General features: G+C 73.2%; 20 protein-coding genes. 10 read left to right on the top strand and 10 right to left on the bottom strand.

Annotated features, from left to right (window positions below):
* Positions 1-248 precede the first annotated feature (248 nt).
* The 3 genes from Srubr_RS25250 to Srubr_RS25240 all read right to left on the bottom strand — a co-directional run bounded on the left by Srubr_RS25250 (position 249) and on the right by Srubr_RS25240 (position 2,914).
* Entirely contained in the window at positions 249-1,373 is a 1,125-nt protein-coding gene (locus Srubr_RS25250; protein ID WP_189999786.1) for a HAMP domain-containing sensor histidine kinase, read from the bottom strand.
* A complete protein-coding gene (locus Srubr_RS25245) occupies positions 1,370-2,110 on the bottom strand; it encodes a response regulator transcription factor (RefSeq protein ID WP_189999785.1) in 741 nt (246 codons plus the stop codon). The genes Srubr_RS25250 and Srubr_RS25245 overlap by 4 nt, the downstream gene beginning before the upstream one ends.
* A gap of 126 nt (positions 2,111-2,236) precedes the next feature.
* Positions 2,237-2,914, bottom strand: a complete 678-nt coding sequence (locus Srubr_RS25240) for a spermine/spermidine synthase domain-containing protein (protein ID WP_189999784.1) — start codon at positions 2,912-2,914, stop codon at positions 2,237-2,239.
* A 248-nt stretch (positions 2,915-3,162) separates the two neighbouring features.
* Here Srubr_RS25240 and lon point away from each other — a divergent pair, with 248 nt between their 5' ends.
* Positions 3,163-5,601 (top strand): endopeptidase La, encoded by a 2,439-nt coding sequence (gene lon, locus Srubr_RS25235; protein ID WP_189999783.1) that lies wholly within the window; start codon positions 3,163-3,165, stop codon positions 5,599-5,601.
* An 82-nt stretch (positions 5,602-5,683) separates the two neighbouring features.
* On the opposite strand, the gene Srubr_RS25230 is transcribed toward lon, so the two are convergent.
* Together Srubr_RS25230 and Srubr_RS25225 are read right to left on the bottom strand one after the other, a co-directional pair.
* Positions 5,684-8,041, bottom strand: a complete 2,358-nt coding sequence (locus Srubr_RS25230; protein ID WP_189999782.1) for a SpoIIE family protein phosphatase — start codon at positions 8,039-8,041, stop codon at positions 5,684-5,686.
* A 165-nt stretch (positions 8,042-8,206) separates the two neighbouring features.
* A complete protein-coding gene (locus tag Srubr_RS25225) occupies positions 8,207-9,049 on the bottom strand; it encodes a lysozyme (RefSeq protein WP_189999781.1) in 843 nt (280 codons plus the stop codon).
* Between the two features lie 240 nt (positions 9,050-9,289).
* Here Srubr_RS25225 and Srubr_RS25220 point away from each other — a divergent pair, with 240 nt between their 5' ends.
* Positions 9,290-9,781, top strand: coding sequence for a MarR family winged helix-turn-helix transcriptional regulator (locus Srubr_RS25220; RefSeq protein WP_189999780.1), 492 nt, complete (start codon positions 9,290-9,292; stop codon positions 9,779-9,781).
* A gap of 76 nt (positions 9,782-9,857) precedes the next feature.
* Here Srubr_RS25220 and Srubr_RS25215 read toward each other — a convergent pair whose 3' ends face one another.
* Positions 9,858-10,646: a protein phosphatase 2C domain-containing protein gene (locus Srubr_RS25215; RefSeq protein WP_189999779.1), complete on the bottom strand. Its 789-nt coding sequence runs from the start codon at positions 10,644-10,646 to the stop codon at positions 9,858-9,860.
* Between the two features lie 372 nt (positions 10,647-11,018).
* Between Srubr_RS25215 and Srubr_RS25210 the strand changes: the two genes are divergently transcribed.
* The 6 genes from Srubr_RS25210 to Srubr_RS25185 all read left to right on the top strand — a co-directional run bounded on the left by Srubr_RS25210 (position 11,019) and on the right by Srubr_RS25185 (position 17,274).
* Positions 11,019-13,856: a sensor histidine kinase gene (locus Srubr_RS25210; protein WP_189999778.1), complete on the top strand. Its 2,838-nt coding sequence runs from the start codon at positions 11,019-11,021 to the stop codon at positions 13,854-13,856.
* Positions 13,853-14,350 (top strand): roadblock/LC7 domain-containing protein, encoded by a 498-nt coding sequence (locus Srubr_RS25205; protein ID WP_189999777.1) that lies wholly within the window; start codon positions 13,853-13,855, stop codon positions 14,348-14,350. Before Srubr_RS25210 ends, Srubr_RS25205 begins: the two co-directional genes overlap by 4 nt.
* Positions 14,347-14,772, top strand: coding sequence for a DUF742 domain-containing protein (locus Srubr_RS25200; protein WP_030789923.1), 426 nt, complete (start codon positions 14,347-14,349; stop codon positions 14,770-14,772). The genes Srubr_RS25205 and Srubr_RS25200 overlap by 4 nt, the downstream gene beginning before the upstream one ends.
* Entirely contained in the window at positions 14,753-15,409 is a 657-nt protein-coding gene (locus tag Srubr_RS25195; protein ID WP_189999776.1) for a GTP-binding protein, read from the top strand. Before Srubr_RS25200 ends, Srubr_RS25195 begins: the two co-directional genes overlap by 20 nt.
* Positions 15,410-15,432: 23 nt before the next feature.
* A complete protein-coding gene (locus Srubr_RS25190; RefSeq protein WP_189999775.1) occupies positions 15,433-16,686 on the top strand; it encodes a styrene monooxygenase/indole monooxygenase family protein in 1,254 nt (417 codons plus the stop codon).
* 84 nt (positions 16,687-16,770) lie between these two features.
* Positions 16,771-17,274: a hypothetical protein gene (locus Srubr_RS25185; RefSeq protein WP_189999774.1), complete on the top strand. Its 504-nt coding sequence runs from the start codon at positions 16,771-16,773 to the stop codon at positions 17,272-17,274.
* On the opposite strand, the gene Srubr_RS25180 is transcribed toward Srubr_RS25185, so the two are convergent.
* The 4 genes from Srubr_RS25180 to Srubr_RS25165 all read right to left on the bottom strand — a co-directional run bounded on the left by Srubr_RS25180 (position 17,271) and on the right by Srubr_RS25165 (position 20,559).
* The gene (locus tag Srubr_RS25180; protein ID WP_203855053.1) at positions 17,271-18,419 is read right to left on the bottom strand and encodes a C40 family peptidase; all 1,149 of its coding nucleotides are present in this window, start codon (positions 18,417-18,419) and stop codon (positions 17,271-17,273) included. The two genes, Srubr_RS25185 and Srubr_RS25180, sit on opposite strands and share 4 nt — an antisense overlap.
* A 112-nt stretch (positions 18,420-18,531) precedes the next feature.
* On the bottom strand, positions 18,532-18,858 hold the full coding sequence (locus tag Srubr_RS25175) for a hypothetical protein (RefSeq protein WP_189998846.1): 327 nt from the start codon (positions 18,856-18,858) through the stop codon (positions 18,532-18,534).
* On the bottom strand, positions 18,855-19,520 hold the full coding sequence (locus tag Srubr_RS25170) for a TetR/AcrR family transcriptional regulator (protein ID WP_189998844.1): 666 nt from the start codon (positions 19,518-19,520) through the stop codon (positions 18,855-18,857). The genes Srubr_RS25175 and Srubr_RS25170 overlap by 4 nt, the downstream gene beginning before the upstream one ends.
* Positions 19,521-19,620: 100 nt before the next feature.
* Complete coding sequence (locus Srubr_RS25165) at positions 19,621-20,559, bottom strand: AurF N-oxygenase family protein (RefSeq protein ID WP_189998842.1); 939 nt, start codon at positions 20,557-20,559, stop codon at positions 19,621-19,623.
* Between the two features lie 123 nt (positions 20,560-20,682).
* On the opposite strand from Srubr_RS25165, the gene Srubr_RS25160 reads away from it, so the two are divergent.
* On the top strand, positions 20,683-21,792 hold the full coding sequence (locus tag Srubr_RS25160; protein WP_189998840.1) for a ferritin-like domain-containing protein: 1,110 nt from the start codon (positions 20,683-20,685) through the stop codon (positions 21,790-21,792).
* Positions 21,793-21,907: 115 nt separating this feature from the next.
* On the top strand, positions 21,908-22,744 hold the full coding sequence (locus tag Srubr_RS25155; RefSeq protein ID WP_189998857.1) for a hypothetical protein: 837 nt from the start codon (positions 21,908-21,910) through the stop codon (positions 22,742-22,744).
* Positions 22,745-22,750 lie beyond the last annotated feature (6 nt).

The raw sequence follows: 22,750 nt of genomic DNA, 5'->3' as shown, positions 1-22,750 counted from the left end.
CTACGCCTCCATGGCCGGGAAGGTCAGGTCGGGCAAGGTCATCGTCGCGTAAGTCACATCGGAAATCTTGTTTCGGGGCTTGATATGGCGGGAAACAAGCGTGGTTCCGCAGGTGAGAGGGTGCACCGGCGGGGCCCGCCGCCGCCGTCGTCAGGCGGGTGCCCGGGCCTGCGCCGATCACACGTGTCCTGCCGCGCGAACCCGCCGGGGACCGTCGTGGATCTTGTGCTTCCGGTTCGGACCCTACGTCAACTCGTCAGGGAAGTCAGTCCCGGAAGAGTGACGATGATCCGGCAGCCACGCTCGGATTCGGCCACCCCGATCCGGCCGCCGTGCAGATCCACCGCCCACCGGGCGATCGCCAGGCCGAGCCCGGTGCCGCCGTCGCTGCCCGGGCCGTGCGGCCGGGTGACCGCGCCCCGGTTGAACCGCTCGAACACCCGGTGCCACTCGGACCGGGGGATGCCCGGGCCCTCGTCCAGGACCTCCAGCACCAGTGACTCCGGCTGCGGCCCGCGCCGCGCCTTCACGGTCACCCGGCCGTGCGGCGGGCTGTGTTTGACCGCGTTGTCGATCAGGTTGGCGACGACCTGGTGGATGCGCTCGGGGTCCGCGTGGGCGGTCAGCTCCGGCGGCGAGACGTCCAGGTGCAGATGGACGTCGGTGCGGGTGTGGCTGCCCGAGCCGGAGGCGATGCCCGCGCGCACGGAGGCGACCATGTTGGCCTCCTTCAGCACGCCCGACAGGTACGGCCACACCTCGAACCGGCGCGCCTTCAGCGGCACCACGCCGTTGTCCAGCCGGGACAGGTCCAGCAGGGTCTCCACCAGGCGGCCCAGCCGCTCGGTCTGCTTCAGGGCCGTCCGCATGGTCTCCGGATCGGCCTCGGTGACCCCGTCGACGATGTTCTCCAGCACCGCGCGCAGCCCGGCGATCGGGGTGCGCAGCTCGTGCGAGACGTTCGCCACCAGCTCCTTGCGCTGGTTGTCCTGGGCCTCCAGCTCGTCGGCCATGACGTTGATCGTCTGCGCCAGGTCGCCGAGTTCGTCGCGGCGGTTCTCCCGCACCCGGCGCGTGTAGTCGCCCTGCGATATGGAGCGGGCCACCGTGTTCATCTCGTCCAGCGGCATGGTCAGCGAGTGCGCCACGAACTGGGTGATGAGCAGGGTGGCGATCATCGAGAAGACCGTGATGAAGCGCAGCTCCGTCTGGGTGTGCACCGCGACGAGCGACAGGCCGGTGGTGATGAGCACCGCGATGACGACCAGCGCACCCAGCTTGGTCTTGATCGAGAACGGGCGCACGCCGCCCCAGGGTTCCTCGCCGAGGGCCCCGGGGCTCCTCCGTGCGGCCTGGCGCCCGCTGCCGCTCACAGGGTCGGTGTCTCCAGCGCGTAGCCCACGCCGTGCACGGTCCGGATCCGCTCCGCGCCGATCTTGCGGCGCAGCGCCTTGATGTGGCTGTCGACCGTGCGGGTGCCGGAGGCGTCCGCCCAGTCCCACACCTCGGCCAGCAACTGCTCCCGGGAGAGCACCGCGCGCGGGGTGTTCGCCAGGCACACCAGCAGGTCGAACTCGGTCGGCGTCAGGTGGACGTCCTCGGACTTCACCCGCACCCGGCGCTGGGCGTGGTCGATCTCCAGCTCGCCGAGGCGCAGGATGCCGGTGCGGGGCGTGGCGGCGGCCAGCGCGGCCCGCTCCACCCGGCGCAGCAGCACATGCACCCGGGCCGCCAGCTCACGCATGGAGAACGGCTTGGTCATGTAGTCGTCGGCGCCCACGCCGAGCCCGACCAGCATGTCCGTCTCGTCGTCCCGCGCGGTCAGCATCAGCACCGGCACCGGCCGTTGCGCCTGCACCCGCCGGCACACCTCCAGGCCGTCGAAGCCGGGCAGCATGATGTCGAGGATCAGCAGGTCGGGCTGCCAGGCCTCGGCCGTGTCGACGGCGGCCGGACCGTCGGCCGCCGTCTGCACCAGGAATCCCTCGGCACGGAGCCGGGCCGCGATGGCGTCGACGATCGTGGGGTCGTCCTCGACGACCAGCACCCGGCGCTGTGCGCCCGGGGTGGTCGTCGCCGCGCCGCTCTGGGAGGTGTGTGTCTGCTCCATCGCCCGCCCCTGTTGTGTTGCTTTCCGGAATCCGTGGGGTGATCCCATGTCTGCGTCCGACGCTTGCCCGATCGGCTGAATGATCCGCGTCAGGGCAGCACATTACGGGGACTCACCGCGCTGTCGCTATCCAGGTCGGACGGCGAGGTGGACGGCGTCGGGAACGCCCCGGGCAACGGGCACCTCTTCGGTACGCACCCGCTGGAACCCGGCATTCCGCAAGGTTCCTTCAAATTCCGGAGAGGGTTCGGCGGACCACACCGCGAGCACTCCGCCGGGCCTCAACACCCTTGCGCAGGCCGCCAGTCCGGCCGGTGAATAGAGGCTGTCGTTGTCCTCGGTGACGGTCCAGCCGGGGCCGTTGTCGATGTCGAGGCAGAGCGCGTCGAACGTGTCGGATGTCTCATTGACGTACGCGACGAGGTCGGATCGGACGATCGTGGTGCGGGGGTCGGCGAGGGCGCCGGCGGAGATCTCGGCGAGCGGGCCGCCTTGGTGCCAGTCGATGACGGCGGGCTCGCGTTCGACCACGGTGATCCGGCCCCACCTCGGATCGGCGGCGGCGTGTGCGAGCGAGAAGCCCACGCCCAGCCCCCCGATCAGCACCGCCGGGGCCGCGCGCCCGTCCAGCGCGTCACGGGCGGCGTCGACCAGCAGCCGCTCCGAGCGGCCGTCGGAGGTGTCCATCAGGAAGCAGCCGTTGGCGATGATCTGCAGGAGCGCACCGTGCCTGCGCAGCACCACCTCGCCGTACGGGCCTTCGCGTCGATCCAGGACCACGGGGGTGTCGTACACGGCAGTCATGTCCCCCATCCTGCTCGAACAGGGCCCGATGGTCACGGGAATTGGACAGGACGCCCACGGACGAGTGGTCCACGGCGAGGGCGGGCGGGGCGGCCGACGGGTGTGGGGCCGACCGGTCCTCACCGCCGAGGCCCCGGGTGCGCCGGTGGGAGCAACTGATCGCTCAGAGCGAACAAGTCTCCGGGAACAATCGGCTCCGCCGGAACATTGAGTCGGCATAGCTCAAGTTGACTGCCTAAGGGGAGATCATGGCTGCTGAGTCACCGGCGTTCACGCTGACCCTGCCCGTGCTGCCGCTCGACGACGAAGTGGTACTGCCCGGCATGGTGGTTCCGCTGGACCTGAGCGACGCCGAGGTGCGGGCCGCGGTGGAGGCCGCGCAGGCCGCCGCCCGCTCCGAACCCGGCAAGCCCAAGGTGCTGCTGGTGCCTCGGGTCGACGGCACGTACGCCAAGACGGGCGTCCTCGGCACGGTGGAGCAGGTGGGCCGGCTGGCCGACGGTGACCCCGGGGCCCTGATCCGCGGCCGGAGCCGGGTCCGCATCGGCGCCGGCACCACCGGACCGGGCGCCGCGCTCTGGGTCGAGGGCGCCGGCGTCGAGGAGAGCGTGCCGGACCCGCTGCCGGGTCAGGTCGCCGAACTCGTCAAGGAGTACAAGGCGCTCGCCACCAGCTGGCTGCGCAAGCGCGGCGCCTGGCAGGTCGTGGACCGCGTCCAGGCCATCGACGACGTCTCCGCGCTGGCCGACAACTCCGGCTACTCGCCCTTCCTGTCCACCGAGCAGAAGGTCGAACTGCTGGAGACCGCCGACCCGGTGGCCCGCCTCCGCCTCGCCACCCAGCAGCTGCGCGACCACCTCGCCGAGCAGGAGGTGGCCGAGACCATCGCCAAGGACGTCCAGGAAGGCGTCGACAAGCAGCAGCGCGAGTTCCTGCTGCGCCGTCAGCTGGAGGCCGTGCGCAAGGAACTGCGCGAGCTGAACGGGGAGAACTCCAAGGACGCGGCCGAGGAGTCCGACGACTACCGCGCCCGTGTGGAGGCCGCCGACCTGCCGGAGAAGGTCCGCGAGGCCGCCCTGAAGGAGGTCGACAAGCTGGAGCGCGCCTCCGACCAGTCGCCCGAGGGCTCCTGGATCCGCACCTGGCTGGACACCGTCCTGGAGATGCCGTGGAACGAGCGAACCGATGACAGCGCTTCCGCGTACGACATCCGGGGTGCCAAGGCCGTGCTCGACGCCGAGCACGCGGGCCTGGAGGACGTCAAGGAACGCATCACCGAGTACCTGGCCGTGCGCAAGCGGCGCGCCGACCGGGGCCTGGGCGTCGTCGGCGGGCGGCGCGGCGGCGCGGTGCTGGCCCTCGTCGGCCCGCCCGGCGTCGGCAAGACCAGCCTCGGCGAGTCCGTCGCGCACGCCATGGGCCGCAAGTTCGTCCGGGTCGCCCTCGGCGGCGTCCGGGACGAGGCCGAGATCCGCGGCCACCGCCGTACGTACGTGGGTGCGCTGCCCGGCCGGATCGTGCGCGCCGTCAAGGAGGCCGGGTCGATGAACCCGGTGATCCTGCTGGACGAGATCGACAAGGTGGGCTCCGACTTCCGGGGCGACCCGGCCGCCGCCCTGCTCGAAGTCCTCGACCCGGCGCAGAACCACACCTTCCGCGACCACTACCTGGAGGTCGAGCTGGACCTCTCCGACGTGGTCTTCCTCGCCACCGCCAACGTCCTGGAGGCCATCCCGGAGGCCCTCGCCGACCGCATGGAGATCGTCCGCCTGGACGGCTACACCGAGGACGAGAAGGTCGTCATCGCCCGCGACCACCTGCTCCCGCGCCAGCTGGAGCGGGCCGGCCTGGACCGGGACGAGGTCACCCTGGAGGAGAGCGCCCTGCGCAAGCTGGCCGGCGAGTACACGCGCGAGGCGGGCGTGCGCACCCTGGAGCGCTCGATCGCGCGCCTGCTGCGCAAGATCGCCGCTCAGCACGAACTGGGCGAGCGGGAGCTGCCGTTCACCGTCACCGACGGCGATCTGCGCGACCTGATCGGCCGGCCGCACCACGTGCCCGAGTCCGCGCAGGACCCGGCCGAGCGCCGTACGGCGGTGCCCGGCGTGGCGACCGGTCTCGCGGTCACCGGCGCCGGCGGCGACGTGCTCTACGTGGAGGCGTCCCTGGCCGACCCGGAGACGGGCGCGGCGGGCCTGACCCTGACCGGCCAGCTGGGTGACGTGATGAAGGAGTCGGCGCAGATCGCGCTGAGCTTCCTGCGCAGCCACGGCGCCGAACTGGAACTGCCGGTGGCCGACCTGAAGGACCGGGGCGTGCACATCCACTTCCCGGCGGGCGCGGTGCCCAAGGACGGCCCCAGCGCGGGCATCACGATGACCACGGCCCTCGCCTCGCTGCTGTCGGGCCGGCTGGTCCGCACGGATGTGGCGATGACCGGCGAGGTCTCGCTGACCGGCCGGGTCCTGCCCATCGGCGGCGTGAAGCAGAAGCTGCTCGCCGCCCACCGCGCCGGGGTGACCACCGTGATCATCCCCAAGCGCAACGAGCCCGACCTGGACGACGTGCCGGCCGAGGTGCTGGACAAGCTCGACGTCCACGCCGTCACCGACGTCCGCCAGGTCCTGGAGCTGGCGCTCGCGCCGGCCGCGGACGGCGTGGAGCCGGCGGTTCCCGCGGCGGCGTGACGGACGCCACGGGAAGGGCGGGGCCCGGGTTCCGTGAGGGAGGCCCGGGCCTCCGCCACACCCTGTACCCGCTGTTTCCCTCTCAGAGCGCGGCCGGGGTCTGCTCCGCCCACACCGTCTTGCCGGTCCGCTCGTGCCGGGTGCCCCAGCGCTCGGCGAGCTGCGCGACCAGCAGCAGCCCCCGGCCGCCCTCGTCGAAGATCCGGGCCCGGCGCATGTGCGGGGTGCTGCCGCTGGCGTCGTACACCTCGCAGATCAGGCCGGCGCCCGGGCGCAGCAGCCGGAGCCGGACGGGCGGGCGGCCGTAGCGGATGGCGTTGGTGACCAGTTCGCTGACGATCAGCTCGGTGGTGAACGCGGCCTCCTGGAGGTCCCAGGCGGACAGCTGCTCCTCCACGTACCGGCGGGCCAGGGAGACGACGGTCGGCTCGTGCTCCAGCTCCCAGCAGGCCACCCGGTCCTCGGGCAGGGCCCGGGTACGGGCCAGCAGCAGGGAGACGTGGTCGTCCGGGCGGGGGCCGGCCAGCCCGGTGAGGACCCGGTCGCACACCGAGTCCAGCGACGGCGCCGGACGGTCCGGTGCGCCGTACACCCCGTCCAGGGCCCGGCCGACGGCCCGGCCGTCGGGCTCGGACGGCCCGTTCGCGCACAGCGCCAGCAGGCTGCCCTCGGGCAGCTCCGTCTCGACCGCCTCGAAGGGCGGCCCGCCCAGCCCCAGCGGCGGCCCGGCGGGCACGTCGAGGACGCGGACGGCGCCGTCGGGGGTGACCACGGCGGGCGCCGGGTGCCCGGCCCGGGCCGCCGCGCACCGGCGCGATACGGGGTCGTAGACGGCGTACAGGCAGGTGGTGCCGATGCCGCCGGCGGTCTCGGTGGCCGGGTCCGCGCTGCTCTCGTCGGCCGCCAGCCGCAGCACCAGGTCGTCCAGGTGGGCGAGCAGCTCGTCGGCGGGCAGGTCCACGTCGGCCAGGGTGCGCACCGCCGTGCGCAGCCGGCCCACGGTGGCCGAGGCGCGGATGCCGCGGCCCGCCGCGTCGCCCGCGACGAGCGCCACCCGCGCCCCCGACAGCGGGATCACGTCGAACCACTCGCCGCCCGGACCGGTCCCGCCCGCGGCCGGCAGACAGCGGGTGGTGATCTCCAGGGCGGCCTGGTCGGGCAGCGGATGCGGCAGCAGGCCGTGCCGCAGGGGCGCGGTGTCGGGGGCCGGGGCCTCGGCGCGGGCCTGTTCGATGCAGGCGGCGGCCTTGGCGGTGAACTCCTCGGCGAGCCGTACGTCCTCCGGCCCGAACCGCTCCCGCCGCCGGGTACGGCCGAACAGGGCCACGCCGAGCGTGCCGCCCGCGCCGACCAGCGGCACCGCCAGCAGGGACCGGGTGCCGGAGGCGCGCAGCCACCCGGCGCACGGGTCCAGCGCCGCCCACTCGGCGATGCCCGGTTCCGCCGTGTCGTACAGCAGCGGGCGGGCGGTCGCCAGGCAGCGGGCGGGCGGCGAGCCGGCCGGGCAGACGACTGCCTCGCCGACGCAGGTGCCCCGGGTGGTCCCCGTGCCGTCCGGGACCGCGCGCAGGGCGGCCCGGCGCAGCACGACCTGCCCCGGCTGCGGGCCGCCGGCCCCGCTGCCGCCGGAACGCGGACGGTCCAGCAGGTCGACGGCCATCACGTCGGCCAGCCGGGGGACCGTGACCTTGCCGAGTTCCTGGGCGGCGAGGACCTGGTCCGCCGCCGACGCGGCGCGCGGGCCGGTCCGGTCCGCCGGGGACGGCCCGTCGGCGTCCGGGGCCGGCCGCGACACGGACAGGCAGACGGCCCGGACCCGGCCGTCGGCGTCCTTCAGCGGGGTGAGGACGGCGGTCCGGCCGAAGTCCGGGCCGAGCCGGCCCTGTGCCTCCTGCGGCCGGCCGGACTCCAGCGCCGCCCGCATGGACCGCTCGGCCTCCTCGCTCGCGGCGCCGGGCACGATGTGGGTCAGGCGCAGCCCGCGCATGGCGGCCTCGGGCAGGGCGAGGGCGTGCTCCAGCCGGCGGTTGGCCCGCAGCAGGCGCAGGTCCGGGTCGAAGACGGCCAGCGGGAACGGCGACTGGAGAAAGGTCCACTCCTCCAGGGGATCGCCGCGGGGCGGCTGCGGCCGGGCCGTCACCGGGCTCACCACCAGCCAGTCGGTGCGCCCGGCGGGGGAGGTGCGGCGGTGGGCGAGGACGTCCAGTTCCAGGCGCCGGCCGTCCTGGTGGCGCAGCGGGACGGTGCCGTGCCAGCGGCTGCGGCCGGCCAGGGTACGGCGGGCGCCGGCGGCGTCGGTGGCGAGCAGCGCGGCGGCGGGCCGGCCGACCACGGCCGGGGAGTCGTAGCCGAGCAGCCGCCGCGCGCCGTCGCTCCAGCCGGTCAGGATGCCCCGCTCATCGATGGTGGCCGTGGCCGTGTACGTCGCTGGTCGCTCCATCGCCGCTCATCTCGCCCTTGCTCGGCAGGCTCTCCTGACCAGCATGATCCCGGGCGGCGCGGAGCACCAACGCAGGGCGCGGGCCGGGGAGAACGGCCCGCGCCCGGAGGCGCCCGCCGGCCGGGGCCGTCCCCGCTCGCCACACGGCCCGCGGCCGGCCGCCGCTCAGCCGTTGGCCAGGGCCTGTACCCGGTCCAGGGCGCCGTTGAACTTGTTGTGGTCGCCGACCGTCGGGCCGGAGGAGGTGTACTGCCACATGGTGTAGAACGACCACCCGGCCGGCAGCGTCCCCGGGTCCGCGGCGTAGCGGGCGATCCACAGCGGGTGGTTCACCGCGAAGCCGCCGTAGTTGCCGGTGCACTGGGTCCACCAGGTGGTGGCGGTGTAGATCACGGCGTACCGCCCGGTGCGCGCCTTGTAGGTGTTGAGGAAGTCGGCGATCCAGCTGACCATCTGGCTCGCGGTCTTGCCGTAGCAGGCGGCGCCGTACGGGTTCCACTCGATGTCGAGGGCGCCGGGCAGGGTCTTGCCGTCCCGCGACCAGCCGCCGCCGTGGTCGACGAAGTAGTTGGCCTGGGCGGCGCCGCTGGTGGTGTCCGGGGTGGCGAAGTGGTAGGCGCCGCGGATCATGCCCACGTTGTACGAGCCGTTGTACTGCTGGGCGAAGTAGGGGTTCGTGTAGTACGTGCCTTCCGTCGCCTTCGTGTACGCCCAGCGGACCCCGCTGTTCCACAGCGTGGACCAGGCGACGTTGCCCTGGTGGCTGGAGACGTCCACGCCCTCGGTCTGGGTGGCGTCGCCGGTGCTGGGGGTGCCGTTCTGTCCGTCGTGGGCGAGGACGCCCATGCCCATGTGGGCGGAACCGCGGGCGGGCACGTCCGCGGCCCGTGCGGCGGAGAGGGGGAGCGTGAGGGAGAGCGCCGCGAGCAGGGCCGTGACCAGGACGGCGAGGGGGCGCGGGCGGAGCGGGTGGGTACGACGGGTGGGACCGGGTCTGAGCACGGTCATGGCGTGCCTCCGGGATGGGGAGTGGGGGAGCGATGTGGGGATCGTGGGGGTGACCGCCGGCCCACTGGGCGTGGGCATGCCATTAATGGCGTGGTAAAGAAGCTACGCACGTAGATGACGGCGTGGAAGAGGGTCCGGACGACGCCGTTGGTCTATGCCTGCGAAATACTGACGGAGCTGCGGCAATGACGACGTGTGACAGAAACTTTCAGGACTGCGAAACCGATCAGGGGTGCTGACGTGCACGAGGACAGAAACAGCGGCGGACCGGGCGTCGCCTGCCAGGTGACGCCCAGTGGTGCAGACCAGGAATTCCTGTCGCTGGAACGCGAGTTGACCGTGCTGCTGCGGCGCGCCCGGGCCAACCAGGCGGAGATGGCCCGGGAGGTCCACCCCGATCTGGAGTCCTCCGCCTACGGCCTGCTCATCCGGCTGGACGAACAGGGCGGCCAGCGGGCCACCGAACTCGCCGCCTACATCGGGGTCGGCAAGGCCACCATGTCCCGGCAGCTGCGCGCCCTGGAGGAACTGGGCCTGATCGCCCGCGAACCCGACCCGGCCGACGGCCGCGCCTGGCTGGTCACCCTCACCGACGAGGGCAGCCGCCGCGTCGGCACCGTCCGCGAGGCCCGCCGCGCCCGCTACGTCCGCGAGCTGGCCCACTGGGACCGCCGCGAGGTCGCGGAGCTGGCCCGGCTGCTGCACGAACTGAACGACGTCATGGCGAAATAACGGCCCGCCACCGCGCCTGCCCCGCGGCTCGCAGGCAGCGCGTACCCGCGGCCCGCGACCGCGCGCAGACCGCGGCTCACAACCGCGCGTACACCACCGTCGCGTCGTCGTGCGTCTTGCCCCGCCCCAGGAACGCCCGCCGCTCCCGGTCCGCCGCCTCCAGCTCCCGCACCCGCTCGACCAGCGACCGGGCGCCCTCCTTGGCGACCACGTCGAACAGGGCCGTCCAGTCCCCCTCGCGGAACATCTCCGTCCACCGGGTCGCGCCGTCCGTCAGCGCGGCCAGCTCCCGCACCGCGCGCCGGGGCAGCACACCGGTGACCGCGCGGGCCGCCACGGCGGGGTCGGCGGCGGCCGTGAAGAACCCGCCCTCCTTGTTGCGCAGGCGGGCGTCGATCAGGGCGTCCGAGGCCAGCGCGGAGCGGGGGAGCCGGGCGAGCCGGTCGTCCAGCACCGGGGTCACCACCCCGTCGGGCCCCCGCAGCAGCAGCGCCGCGTCCGACAGCACCAGGTACTCGACCTCGGCGGCGGACCAGCGGGCCACGGCGACGGTTGCCTGGGGCGTTCGCGGGTGAGAAAGGTCACAGGTGTCCGCGTGCGCCTCGGCGGTGCGCCGGATCGCCCGCGCGAGAATCTCCGGCAGCGTCAGATCTCGGCCGGAAACGGTCAGTTCGGTCAGCGCGCCGCCCAGTCGCGCGGTGAACCAGGGCACGGAGTGCAGGCAGCCCGCCCCACCGCTCGGCGGCGTCACCCCGTCCAGGGCGATCACGCAACCTCCCTGTCCGCAGGCGGGTAGTCCGACACCGGCGAAGTCCTCGTTGGGGCGGGCCGCGTCGCCGGGTTCCGAGACGAGATCAGTACGCACCCGGTCAGTCTGCACGACCCCTTCACACGGTGCGCCACGGCCCGGCAAGCGCCCCGGAATTCCCGTGACCTCGCAGGTCAGGCGCCGGGTTTGGGTCGGAATGGGGCGCTCCGGGAAGACGTGGTGGCGAATATTGCCAAAGCCGGCCGCGCGCGTCCAACCGGCCCGCCGCGTCCGAGCCGGGCACGCGCCGGAGGAACTTGCCCCCCAACTCCCCTCCGATGTTCACTCCTTCGGGTGGCGGGTCAGGTGATGCGCGACCACTGCCCACCGGCGCTGGGAGGGTCGGGAACCGTACGAACCGGGTGTACGCACCACTTGGCCCCGAAGTGACGGGGCACCACCCGGGCCCCTGGGTAGACGAGTTCGAGAATGCGAGCACCGGTGCAGAAGAAGCGGCCTCGGCGCACAGGCAGTCAGCCGGCCCCCGCGGGGACCGTCCCGCAGACCCCCGTGGGCACCGGCCGCCCCACCCATGTGCGCACCCGGCTCATCGTCGCCGTCGCGGTGGTGGCCGCCGCCGTGGCCGGGGCCGGCGTGCCCGCGCTGCTCACCGCCTCCCAGGACGTCGGCGACTCCCAGGAACTGGTGACGCTCGCCGCCCGCACCCAGGACGCGCTCACCCTCGCCCACTCCCTGGCCGACGAACGCGACGAGGTCACCCCCTACGTCGCGGCCGGCCGCCCCCGCTCCAAGGCGCCCTCCGAGGACCGCAGCGCCCGCGTGGACCGGCAGGTCGCGGAGTTGCGCGCGGACACCGACACCCCGGCCCGCCTGCGCACCGCCCTCGACGGCATCGACAAGCTCCGCCGCGCCGCCCTCACCGGCAAGACCGACGCCCTGCGGACCCACCAGGCCTACTCGGCGGCCATCACCGAACTGCACCGGCTCGCCGAACAACTGGCCGAGCAGCTGCCCCCGCGGGCCGGCTCCGGCACCCACGCCCTCGCCGAACTGGACTCCGCCGTCCAGCAGTCCGCCGCCGCCCGCGGCCTGCTGCTGGCCGCGCTGAACGTCCCCGCCGCCACCCGGACGGCCATCGACCCCGTCACCGGCCTGCCCACCACCTCCGCCGCCGGCGACGACACCGACCGCCGGCAGCGCGACGCGCTCACCGCCGCCGCCCAGCAGGCCCGGCTGCGCGCCGACGCGGCCCTCTCCGACTTCCGCGCCACCGCCTCCGAGGCGGCCGTCGACTCCTACGACTCCACGGTCACCGGCCCCGAGGTCAACTCGGCCGAGAAGTTCCTGGCCCTGCTCACCGACCAGCCGGCCCTGGCCGACAGCGAGCTGACCACCTCCGCCAAGAAGCTGGACGCGGCCCTGTCCGCCCGCGTCGACCTGATGCGCGGCGCCGAGTCCGCCCTCTACGACCGCCGCACCAAGGACCTGGAAAAGCTCCGGGACGACGACGTCACCGCCCTGGAGATCCGCGTCGCCGTCCTCGGCGTGCTGCTGCTGGTCGCGGTCGGCGTCGCCACCGCCATGGCGCGCAGTCTGACCCGCCCGCTGTCGGTGCTGCGCCGCGGCTCGGCCCGCCTCGCCGAGGCCGAGGACCCGGCGGCTCAGGACCCGATCGCCTTCACCGGCCGCAACGACGAGTTCGCCCAGGTGGTCCGCTCGGTCAACGCCCTGCACGCGCACGCCGTCGCCCTGCACGAGCGGGTGGCCACCCTGGAGACCGACCGCAAGCACCTGGTGGGCCAGCGCCAGAAGATGGCCGACGCCCGCGAGGAACTGCGCGCCGAACTCGCCGACTCCGCCGCCCAGCTGGAGCGGCTGCGCACCAGCATCGGCTCCACCTTCGTCAACCTGGCGCTGCGCACCCTGGGCCTGGTCGAACGCCAGCTGGCGGTCATCGAGGGCCTGGAGGACCGCGAGCAGGACCCCGACCGCCTCGCGACCCTCTTCAAGCTGGACCACTTCGCCACGGTCATGCGCCGGCACAGCGAGAACCTGCTGGTCCTCGCCGGCACCGAGCACGTCCAGCAGCACCCCGGCCCGGTGCCGCTGGTCGACGTGGTCCGGGCGGCGGTCAGCGAGATCGAGCGCTACGAACGCGTCCGCATCGCCTCCCTGCCGCCGCACGCGCATGTGGCCGGGTTCGCCGCCGACGACCTCTCCCACCTGCTGGCCGAACTGATGGAGAACGCCACGTCGTTCTCCCCGCCGGAGCTGCCGGTGGAGGTCTCCGGCTGGCTCCTGGAGTCGGGCGAGGTCATGCTCTCCGTCCAGGACGAGGGCATCGGCGTGGCCGAGGAGCGCCTGACCCGCCTCAACGCCCGCCTCACCGACTTCGACCCGCGGTCCCTCTACGACCAGGACGACGCCGACGGGCTCGGCCTCGGCCTCTACGTCGTCGCGCGCCTCGCCCACCGCCACGGTGTGCGGGTCCAGCTGCGCGACCAGAAGCAGGGCGGCACCGCGGCGGTCGTGGTCCTGCCGGCGCAGCTCCTCGCCGAGGCCCCGCCGACGGCCCTGCCGCCGACGACCGCGGCCGGCGGCACCACGGGTACGTACACCCTGCCGGGCGCCGACGCGGAGGCGAACTCCAACGTCCTGCGCGCCCGCACCAAGGACCCGCTGGTGGCCCTCGCCGAACGGGCCGTACAGGACACCCACGACCAGGCCACCTCGCCCACCGACCCCACGGAGACCCGCCCCAAGCCGACGGAGACCCCCGCCGAGACGACGATGGAACTCCTCCTGCCGACACCGCAGGAGGAGCCGGCGGAGCCGGAAGAGCCGGGGGCACCGGAGCGGCCGACGGCACAGACCGACCTCTCGGCGACCCCGCCCACGGCCCCGGCAGCCGCCGACGGCGAGCACGCCCCACAGGGGCCGCCCGCCCGCGACGACGAAACCCGCACGGATGATGCGGGCGGCAGCCCGGGAGCCGACGGCGAAGCCGAGGCGAAGCCACCGGCCGAGCCGCCGCAGGCACCCGCGACGGAGCTGCTCACCAGCAAGGGTCTCCCCAAGCGCACGCCCAAGATCACCGCCCCCGCCGCCCCGCCCCGCCAGCGCAACACCCGCGTCGACGCCGACGCCCTGCGCCGCAGGCTCGGCGGCTTCCGCAGCGGCGCCGAGGCCGGCTACCGCGACGCGGAGACGGAGATCGCCGAGAAGACGGCCGGCCACCGACGGCCGGCCGGCTACGCACACGCCGAAGAAGCCACGGGGGGCACAGCCGAGGAGGCAAGCAGTTGACCGCGCCCACTACCTACGGACTGAGCAGTGAAGCCCGTAACCTGCACTGGCTGCTGACCAACCTGGTCGAGGAAGTACCCGGCATCCAGTCCGTCGCCGTGGTCTCCTCGGACGGACTGCTGCTGCTGTCGTCCGACCCGGCCCACACGGAGCAGTCCCGTGCGGCCCGCCCGGCGAAGGGCCCGCGCGGTTCCGCCGCCGACCTCGCCACCATCGTCTCCGGCATCGGCAGCCTCACCGTGGGCGCCGCCCGGCTGCTGGAGCACGGCGGGGTCAAGCACACCATGGTCGCGATGGACGAGGGCAGCCTGTTCGTGATGTCGATCAGCGACGGCTCGCTGCTCGGCGTGCACGGCTCCGCCGAGTGCGACATGAGCGTGGTGGCGTACCACATGGCGCTGTTCGTGGGCCGCGCCGGGCACGTCCTGACGCCCGAACTCCGCAGCGAGCTGCGTAAATCCATGGAGGCCGAGTCGACGGGGAGCACCCGGTGAGCGGCCCCGCGAACAAGCCCGGCAAGCAGCGGCTGCCGGTACGCGGCGGCGACCGCAAACCCGCCCGCGTGCGCCCCTACTCGCTCACCGGCGGCCGTACCCGCTTCGGTCACGTCCTCCTCGTGGAGACGTTCGTGGCCGCGCTGGAGGCCCCCGAGGAGCGCAAGGAACTGACGAACGGCTCGCAGGCAGGCCGGGGCATGCCGGAGATGCTGGCCATCGTCGAGTTGTGCCGCCGTATGCGCACGGTGGCCGAGATCGCCGCGCTGCTGAAGATGCCGCTCGGCGTGGTCCGCGTCCTCCTGAGCGATCTGGCGGACCAGGGAAAGATCCGTGTGTACGGCACCGGAACCGGTCACGGCACCGGCCGGCCGGACCGCGCGCTGCTGGAAAGGGTGCTGAGTGGACTCCGCCGTCTCTGACGCCACCGCCGCCTTCGGGGGCGCTCCCCTCGCCGCCTCCTACGGCGAGCCGGACGAGGACCTGAGGTCCTGGCAGACCGACCGGACGCGGGCTCCCATCGCGACGAAGATCGTGGTGGCGGGCGGCTTCGGCGTCGGCAAGACCACCCTGGTCACCTCCGTCTCGGAGATCACGCCCCTGCAGACCGAGGCGCTGATGACCGAGGCCAGCGAGGACACCGACGACCTGTCCGCCACCCCGGGCAAGCTGACCACCACCGTGGCCATGGACTTCGGCCGCATCACACTCGACGACGACCTGGTGCTCTACCTGTTCGGCACGCCGGGCCAGCAGCGGTTCTGGTTCATGTGGGACGACCTGGTGCGCGGCGCGATCGGCGCCGTCGTCATGGCCGACACCCGCCGCCTGAAGGACTGCTTTCCCGCGCTGGACTACTTCGAGAGCTGCGGACTGCCCTACGTCGTCGCCGTCAACCACTTCGACGGCAGCGAGCGGTTCGAGCCGGAGGACGTGCGGGAGGCGCTGACCATACCCGCGCACATCCCTGTCATGATCATGGACGCGCGGCGGCGGTTCTCGGTCATCGAGACCCTCCTGGCCCTCGTCGGCCACGCGCTGGACGAAACCCCCGAGTAGTCCTGATAGGAGTCCCCACCCGCATGCGGAAGATACTCGTCGTCGGAGCCGGCCAGTCCGGCCTCCAGCTCGCCCTCGGCCTGCAGTCGCACGGCTACGAGGTCACCCTGATGTCGAACCGGACCGCGGACGAGATCCGCTCCGGCCGGGTCATGTCGACGCAGTGCATGTTCCACACGGCACTCCAGCACGAGCGCGACCTGCAGCTGAACTTCTGGGAGTCCCAGGCCCCGAAGATCGAGGGACTCGGCGTCTCGGTCGCCGCGCCGGGCTCGCACGACCCGGGCCCCACCCAGCGGGCCATCGACTGGGTGGGCAAACTGGACGGGTACGCGCAGTCGGTCGACCAGCGGGTGAAGATGGCCGGCTGGATGGAGACCTTCGCGCAGCGCGGCGGCCAGCTGGTCATCCACGGCGCGGCCGTCGGCGACCTGGACTACTTCTCCCGCACCTACGACCTCGTACTGGTCGCGGCCGGCAAGGGCGAGCTGGTGTCGATGTTCGCCCGCGACCCCGAGCGCTCCCCGTACGCCGAGCCGCAGCGGGCGCTGGCGGTGGCGTACGTGCACGGGCTCGGCCCGCGCCCGGAGCACCCGGAGTTCGACGCGGTCCGCTGCAACCTGGTCCCCGGGGTCGGCGAGCTGTTCGTCATGCCGACGCTGACCACCTCCGGCCGCGCCGACATCCTGTTCTGGGAGGGCATACCCGGCGGCCCGCTCGATGTCTTCCGTGGCGTCAAGGACCCGGCGGAGCACCTCTCCCTGACCCTGGAACTCATGGAGCGGTTCACGCCCTGGGAGTACGCGCGGGCCACCGAGGTCGAACTGACCGACGCGGGCGGCACGCTGGCCGGGCGCTACGCCCCGACCGTGCGCAACCCCGTCGGCCGGCTGCCCTCGGGCGGTCTGGTCCTGGGCGTGGCCGACGTGGTCGTGGCCAACGACCCGGTCACCGGGCAGGGCTCCAACTCGGCGTCCAAGTGCGCGGCCGCGTACCTTGCCTCGATCCTGGAGCACGGCGACAAGCCGTTCGACGAGGAGTGGATGCGGGCCACCTTCGACCGCTACTGGGCCACCGCGCAGCACGTCACCAAGTGGACCAACGCCATGCTGGCGCCGCCGCCGGAGCACGTGCTGAACCTCATCGGCGCGGCCGGGTCGCTCCAGCCCGTGGCGGACCGTTTCGCCAATGGTTTCAACGACCCGGCCGACTTCGAGGACTTCTTCTTCGACCCGGACAAGGCGGCCGCCTACCTGGGATCTTTCACCGGAGCCTGATGGTTTTGCCCCTTTTGACACCCGATGGTGGCGGGGGGACGCTGGTTCAGGTGTGCAGGGGGGACGAGCCATGGAGGAGTTTCCATGAACGGTCGACGTGTACGCCTCGCGGTTCTGGCGCCCCTGACCGTGTCGTCGCTCGCGTGGGGGGCGGTGACGTTCTCCGCCCCGACAGCGGCGGCGGCATCGCCCAGCTGTAGCGTCACAAGCACCGACAACCCCAATAACCTGCAGGTCAGCGGCAGGGACTTCAGGCCCAACAAGTCCGTGGCCGTGGAATCCGCCAACGGGTCCGAGGGCAGCGTGAAGGCGGACGCCACCGGCCGCTTCTCCCTGACGGTGACCGGCGCGAGCGGCACCGTCAGCGCCCAGCAGATCGGCGGCCCCGTGGTCGGGTGCGGCACGGCCGCTGAGGGGGAGCAGAAGAACGCCAGGGAGCAGTTCCGCGAGGGCTTCCGGCAGGGATTCGCGACCGTGCGGGAGAACTGCGACAAGAGGGAGCGGCAGCGGGGGTTCGCGCGCGTGGACGAGAACTTCGAGAGGGGGTTCAACGCCGGCGCGGACGCGGCGGCCAGGCGGTTCTGCTAGGTCCGGCCGGGCCGTCGGGGAGCGGGGCGTACGGCACCCAGGATCGGGTGGGCGGCGATCGGTGAGACCGTGACCCGTCCGCCCGGCCGCGGTGCCTGGACGACCTTGCCGTCCCCCACGTACATCGCCACGTGCGTCGCCTCGGGGAAGTACACCACCAGGTCCCCCGGGCGCAGCCGGCGCAGCGGCACCTTCGCGAGCCGGTCCCACTGCTCCTGGCTGGTGCGCGGGACCGGGACGCCCGCCTGGGCCCAGGCCCGCGAGGTCAGCCCCGAGCAGTCGTAGGCGTCCGGGCCCGCCGCGCCCCACGCGTACGGCTTGCCGACCTGGTCCAGGGCGTAGCGGACCGCGCGGTCGGCGGCCGGCGCGGCGGGGCCGGCGGCGGCCGGCGCGGCGGGGCCGGCGGCGGGCGGCGTCGCCGGGCGGCCGTCGGGCAGGGCGCCCGCGGTGGTGAGTTCGCGCTGGGCCTGCGCGACCCCCTGCTCCTCCAGCCGGGCCACGGCCGCGAGCTGGTCCGGGGTGAGGCCGGCCAGCATGCGCTCCACGCCGGCCAGTTCCGTCCGGACGTCGTCGCGCTGCCGCTTCTGCCGGGCGGCCAGGCCGAGCTGGGTGTCCAGGGCCTTGCGGGCCGCGCGGGCCAGGGCGTCCTGGCGGCGCTCCGCGTCGGCCAGCCGGGCCACCGCGCGGGCCCGTTCGCGCGCCAGCTCGCCGATGACGTGCCCCTCGTCCAGCGCGGCCTGCGGATCGGGGGCGAGCAGGAGGCGGACGTAGGGGCCGAGGCCGCCGCCGCTCTGGTACTGCTGCCGGGCCAGCCGGCCGGCGTCCAGCCGCTGGGACCGCAGGGCGAGCCGGGCGCGGGCCAGTTCGCCGTCCAGCCGGGCCACCTCGGCGCGCTGCCGCTCCAGCTTCTCCGTGGTGGCGTTGTAGGTCTCGGTGGCCTGCTCGGTCCGCCGGTACAGCCGCTGAAGGTCCGTCAGCAACTGGTGCACGGACGGCTGCTGGTCCGGCGCTGCCGCGGACGGCTGTGCGTCCGGTGCGGACACGGACGGCCGTGGGTCCGGTACGGCCGCGGCGGGTACGGGCGCGAGGACGGCCTGGGCCGCGACCGCGGCCGTACCGGCCAGACGCCGGAGCACTGCTGACACGTCATCACCTCCGGGGCGCGGAGGGCGGGCTTTCCGCCGTCCGTCGCACGGTGATAATCAGACGTGTCGGCACACAATATGCGGGAAGGCTGCGCGGTTCGGCGCACCGCTTTCACTCGTTCGTGTCACCCGGCTTGCCGGATCGCGGGGCATCGGGCGGGGGAGCGGCCGGGGCGGCCGGCCTGGACCAGGGCCACCTGAGCCGTCCACCGGTGGTGTCGTCCGGGTCGTACCGGTACTTCCAGCCCTGGACCAGCCCGAGCCGTCTGCTGTGCCCGCGCGGTGCGCGCCGGTAGACCAGCACCGTGGGCGGGCCGCCGTCCGGGTCCGGGACGGGGATGCGGTAGGTCTTCGGGGGGTGCCCGGTGGGGCCGAGCAGGACGGGCAGCACCCTGCCGTCCATGGGGCCGCCCTCGAAGGGGGTGTCCTGGCTCTTCACGCGCTCGGCACCGGGTCGGTCTCGGCGAGCGCGGCGACGAGCGCCGCCGTCTGCGCGTCGCGGCCCGCGGTCACCTTGAGGACGGCCACGAACTGCTCCACCAGCCAGTCCCGCAGCTCCGCGGGCGGCGGCTGCTTGTCGTTGTCCAGCCAGATCAGCGAGGCCGCCTCCACGGCCGCGATCCACATCCGCACGGTCATGCGCAGCGGCGCGCCGGGCTCGCTGACCTCCATGTGCTGGTAGATGTGCTCGGCGGCGGACCGGCGCACCCCGTCCACGATGGAGGTGGTGCGCTTGGTCTCCACCACGCTGCCGCCCTGGAGCAGCGCGGCGAAACCGGTGTCGTGCTGGTCGACGAATTCCAGGTAGCGGTCCAGGACGCGGGAGAGGCGGGACAGCGGCGACGTCTCGTTGGGCTCGTCGAAGCACTGGTTCAGCTGCTCGGCGGCCGACCCGAGCGCGGCCTCGTAGAGCTGCTGCTTGCCGCCCGGGAAGTAGCGGTACACCAGGGGACGCGAGACTCCGGCCGCCTCCGCCACGTCATCGAGGGACACGTCCTCGGGCGCGTGGTGCGCGAAGAGCGAGAGCGCGGCGGCGAGGAGCTGGGTCTTTCGCTCCTCGACGCTCAGGCGGCGGTATGCGGGGGTGGCCGACTGGGTCATGGCGGTCAGCCTAACCGCCGTCGTGAGGCCGTCACGCGGCGCTCGCGGGTGGCCGGGGCGCACGCGCGCCGCGTCCGCGCCCCCTGGAGGGGCCGCGGGCCTACGCGAGGAGACCCGACGCCCTCCACAGCCGGCGCCCCACGCCACGCAGGACACCGATGTCGTCCAGGAAATCGGTCAGGCGCTTCGCACCCGTCTGCATGACTTCCCGCCGGTGCCCGCTGGCCTTCACCTGGGCCATCGCCTCCCGCTTGTCCAGCCCCACGTTCGTGTACACCTCCGGGTTGACGAAGGCGACCGAGAAGACCCGGGCGAACTCCCCGGAGGTGACCCGGGTGAACTCCTGGGACCACTTCGGGGCGGTCACCATCTGGCGCCGCAACTCCTCACGGGCGTACCGGACGTGCCGGGCCTCCTCCACCACGTGGATCCGCGTGACGCCCCGGATCAGCGGCTGCACCCGCTCGTCCGGGAAGGTCAGCCGCTGCATCCAGTCCAGGACCTCCTCGCCGAGCAGCGTGGCGGTGAACGAACCGGGCGTGGTGGAGATGGTCTTGAACAGGCGGCCGAGGTTCTGGTGGGTCCGGCTCACCGGGTACCAGGGCGTGTCACCGCGCGAGATCAGGCGCGCGAACATCTTCGAGTGCCGGCACTCGTCCTCGATCTCGGTGAGGGCGTAGCGCACGTGCGCGCTCGTCGCCGCCTTGTCGTAGACGTGCCGGACCAGCAACTGCATCAGGATCAGCTCGAACCAGATGCCGAGCGAGGCCAGCGCCGCGGCCTCGTGCCGGGAGAGCAGGATGCGCTGTTCCTCGCTCATCCGCCGCCACATCGGGGTGTCGTAGAGCGAGACCAGCTCCGGCGGCCAGAACCACTTGCCCTCCTCGAAGGGCGCGTCCCAGTCCAGCTCCTTGTCCGGGTCGAAGGAGTGTTTGGCGGAAGAGGCGAGCAGCCGTTCGGCCACTTGTTCCCGGTCCTTGAGCAGGCCCAGCGCGTCGCGCAGGCCGTCCAGCGCGTCCGCTTCCGTCAGGGTCGTCATGGCTCCCTCACCTCGTTACCCGGGGGTAGTCGCTTCTGCTCTTATAAGACTCCTTGTCAGTAAGGCCGTCAATCCCTTGCGCAGGACTTGTTGACCCGGCGAGTACCCGTGAGCCTGGTTCGTATGGGGACTCACGACCTGTACGCCAACGAGCCGGCGGACCCCCTCTGGCGGGTGCCCGCCACCGGCGCTGCCCGGTTCACCTGGGAGTACGACGACGGCCGCGACCGTCTGCTCGCCCTGTACCAGAAGGGCAAGGACAAGCAGTGGGACGGGCGGACCCGCATCGACTGGGGCCTGGAGGTGGATCCGTACGACGCCCTCGGCACGCCCGAGGAGGCCATGTCCCTGTACGGCACCCGCCACTGGGACAAGCTCTCCGACCGGGACAAGGGCGAACTGCGCCGGCACTACGCCTCCTGGCAGTTCAGCCAGTTCCTGCACGGCGAGCAGGGCGCGATGATCTGCGCGGCGCGGATCGTGGAGTCGGCGCCCGACCTGGACGCCAAGTTCTACTCCGCGACCCAGACCATGGACGAGGCCCGGCACGCCGAGATCTACGGCCGGTTCCTGCACGAGAAGATGGGCCTGCTCTACCCGGTCAACGACGACCTCCAGTCGCTGCTCGGCGACACCCTGCGCGACAGCCGCTGGGACATGCCCTACCTCGGCATGCAGGTGCTGATCGAGGGCCTGGCGCTGGCCGCGTTCGGCATGATCCGGGACACCACGACCAAGCCGCTGCCCAAACAGATCCTGACCTACGTCATGCAGGACGAGGCCCGGCACGTGGCCTTCGGCCGGATGGCGCTGCGCGACTACTACCGGCAACTCACCGACGCCGAACTGCGCGAGCGCGAGGAGTTCGTCATCGAGGGCTGCCATCTGATGCGCGACCGGCTGCGCGGGGTGGAGGTGCTGGAGAACTTCGGCATCCCGAAGGCCGAGGCGGAGGAGATCAGCGAACAGTCCGAGTTCCTCCGGCTGTTCCGCAAGCTGCTGTTCAGCCGCATCGTCCCGTGCGTCAAGGACATCGGCCTGTGGGGCGAGCGCCTCCAGCGGGCCTACGCCGACATGGGCGTCTTCGAACTGGGCGACTCCGACCTGGACCAGCTCATGGCCCAGGACGAGGAACTGGCCGACCGGTTGGACGCCGAACGCTTCGCCGCGGAGGAGCGGGAGCGGGTGGCGGAGGTGGAGGCGACGATCGAGTCGGGCGCGACGGAGGACTGACGGACCGCGCGGCCGGGCGGACGCGGGAGGCCGGCGGACCGCGCGTACGCCGTGGGGGTGCGCGGGGCGCGGTGATGGGGGTGCCGGCGCGGTGCAGTAGCGTGCTGGCGTGTCCATGCCTCCCCCGCCGCAGCCGTCGTACCCGGGTCCCTACGGGCAGCAGCCCCCGCAGGCCGCCCCCGGCCCGTACGGCTCGCCGTACCCCCAGCCGGCGCCCTACCCGCAGCAGCAGCCGTACCCGCCGCAGCCGTACCCCGCAGGGCAGCCCTACCCGCCGCAGCAGCCCTACCCCGGCTGGGGGGTGCCGCCCATGGCGCCGCCGCCCAGGAAGCGCCGGGTCGGGCTGGTGCTCGGCATCGTGGGCGGAGTCGTCACGGTCGTCGTCGCCGGTCTCGTGGTGCTCGGCATGGTGGCCGACAGCGGCTTCCCGGCGGCTCGGAACAAGCTGGTGCTGCCGCACAGCCTGCTCGACGGCGAGTACACCCTCGCCGAGGACCTCTCCGGCACCGAGGGCAAGAAGGTCGAGGACGAGGCCGACGGCGCCTGGGACGCGCGGGACGTGCACGCCACCGTCGGCCGTTACGGCCCGCCCGGCGACGACTCCCGGGCCATGCTGCTCGTCTCCGGCATGTACGGCCGGTTCAAGAACACCCCCGCGATCCGCCGCGGCCTGCTCAAGGGCGCCGCCGAGGCCGACGGCGTGACGGTGGAGCGGCCCGCGCGGGACATCGTCCCGGTCGGCGCCTCCACCACCGTCAGCTGTCAGGTGCTCACCCAGAAGAGCGCCGCGGTGACCCTGACCTACGGCGTCTGCGCCTGGGCGGACGGCAACACGGCGGCCGTCGTCGGGGAGGTCGACCGCTCCGTGCGCGACCCCGCCGACGTGGACCTGGAACAGGCCGCGCGCACCACCCTGCGGATCCGCGCGGAGATGCTCCGGCCCGTCGGCTGAGCCGGC

This window comes from Streptomyces rubradiris, from assembly GCF_016860525.1.
Classification (GTDB): Bacteria; Actinomycetota; Actinomycetes; order Streptomycetales; family Streptomycetaceae; genus Streptomyces; species Streptomyces rubradiris.
The sequence above is the reverse complement of the archived record's forward strand: the minus strand, read 5'-3'. Positions and strand labels throughout refer to the sequence as shown.

Bases quoted from the DNA above. Each gene is read 5' to 3' on its own strand.
- Srubr_RS25165 (WP_189998842.1), bottom strand. From the start codon at position 20,559: ATGACGACCCTGACGGAAGCGGACGCGCTGGACGGCCTGCGCGACGCG.
- Srubr_RS25185 (WP_189999774.1), top strand. From the start codon at position 16,771: ATGAACGGTCGACGTGTACGCCTCGCGGTTCTGGCGCCCCTGACCGTG.
- Srubr_RS25240 (WP_189999784.1), bottom strand. From the start codon at position 2,914: ATGACTGCCGTGTACGACACCCCCGTGGTCCTGGATCGACGCGAAGGC.
- Srubr_RS25155 (WP_189998857.1), top strand. From the start codon at position 21,908: ATGCCTCCCCCGCCGCAGCCGTCGTACCCGGGTCCCTACGGGCAGCAG.
- Srubr_RS25230 (WP_189999782.1), bottom strand. From the start codon at position 8,041: ATGGAGCGACCAGCGACGTACACGGCCACGGCCACCATCGATGAGCGG.
- Srubr_RS25170 (WP_189998844.1), bottom strand. From the start codon at position 19,520: ATGACCCAGTCGGCCACCCCCGCATACCGCCGCCTGAGCGTCGAGGAG.
- Srubr_RS25210 (WP_189999778.1), top strand. From the start codon at position 11,019: ATGCGAGCACCGGTGCAGAAGAAGCGGCCTCGGCGCACAGGCAGTCAG.
- Srubr_RS25190 (WP_189999775.1), top strand. From the start codon at position 15,433: ATGCGGAAGATACTCGTCGTCGGAGCCGGCCAGTCCGGCCTCCAGCTC.
- Srubr_RS25225 (WP_189999781.1), bottom strand. From the start codon at position 9,049: ATGACCGTGCTCAGACCCGGTCCCACCCGTCGTACCCACCCGCTCCGC.
- lon (WP_189999783.1), top strand. From the start codon at position 3,163: ATGGCTGCTGAGTCACCGGCGTTCACGCTGACCCTGCCCGTGCTGCCG.
- Srubr_RS25245 (WP_189999785.1), bottom strand. From the start codon at position 2,110: ATGGAGCAGACACACACCTCCCAGAGCGGCGCGGCGACGACCACCCCG.
- Srubr_RS25160 (WP_189998840.1), top strand. From the start codon at position 20,683: ATGGGGACTCACGACCTGTACGCCAACGAGCCGGCGGACCCCCTCTGG.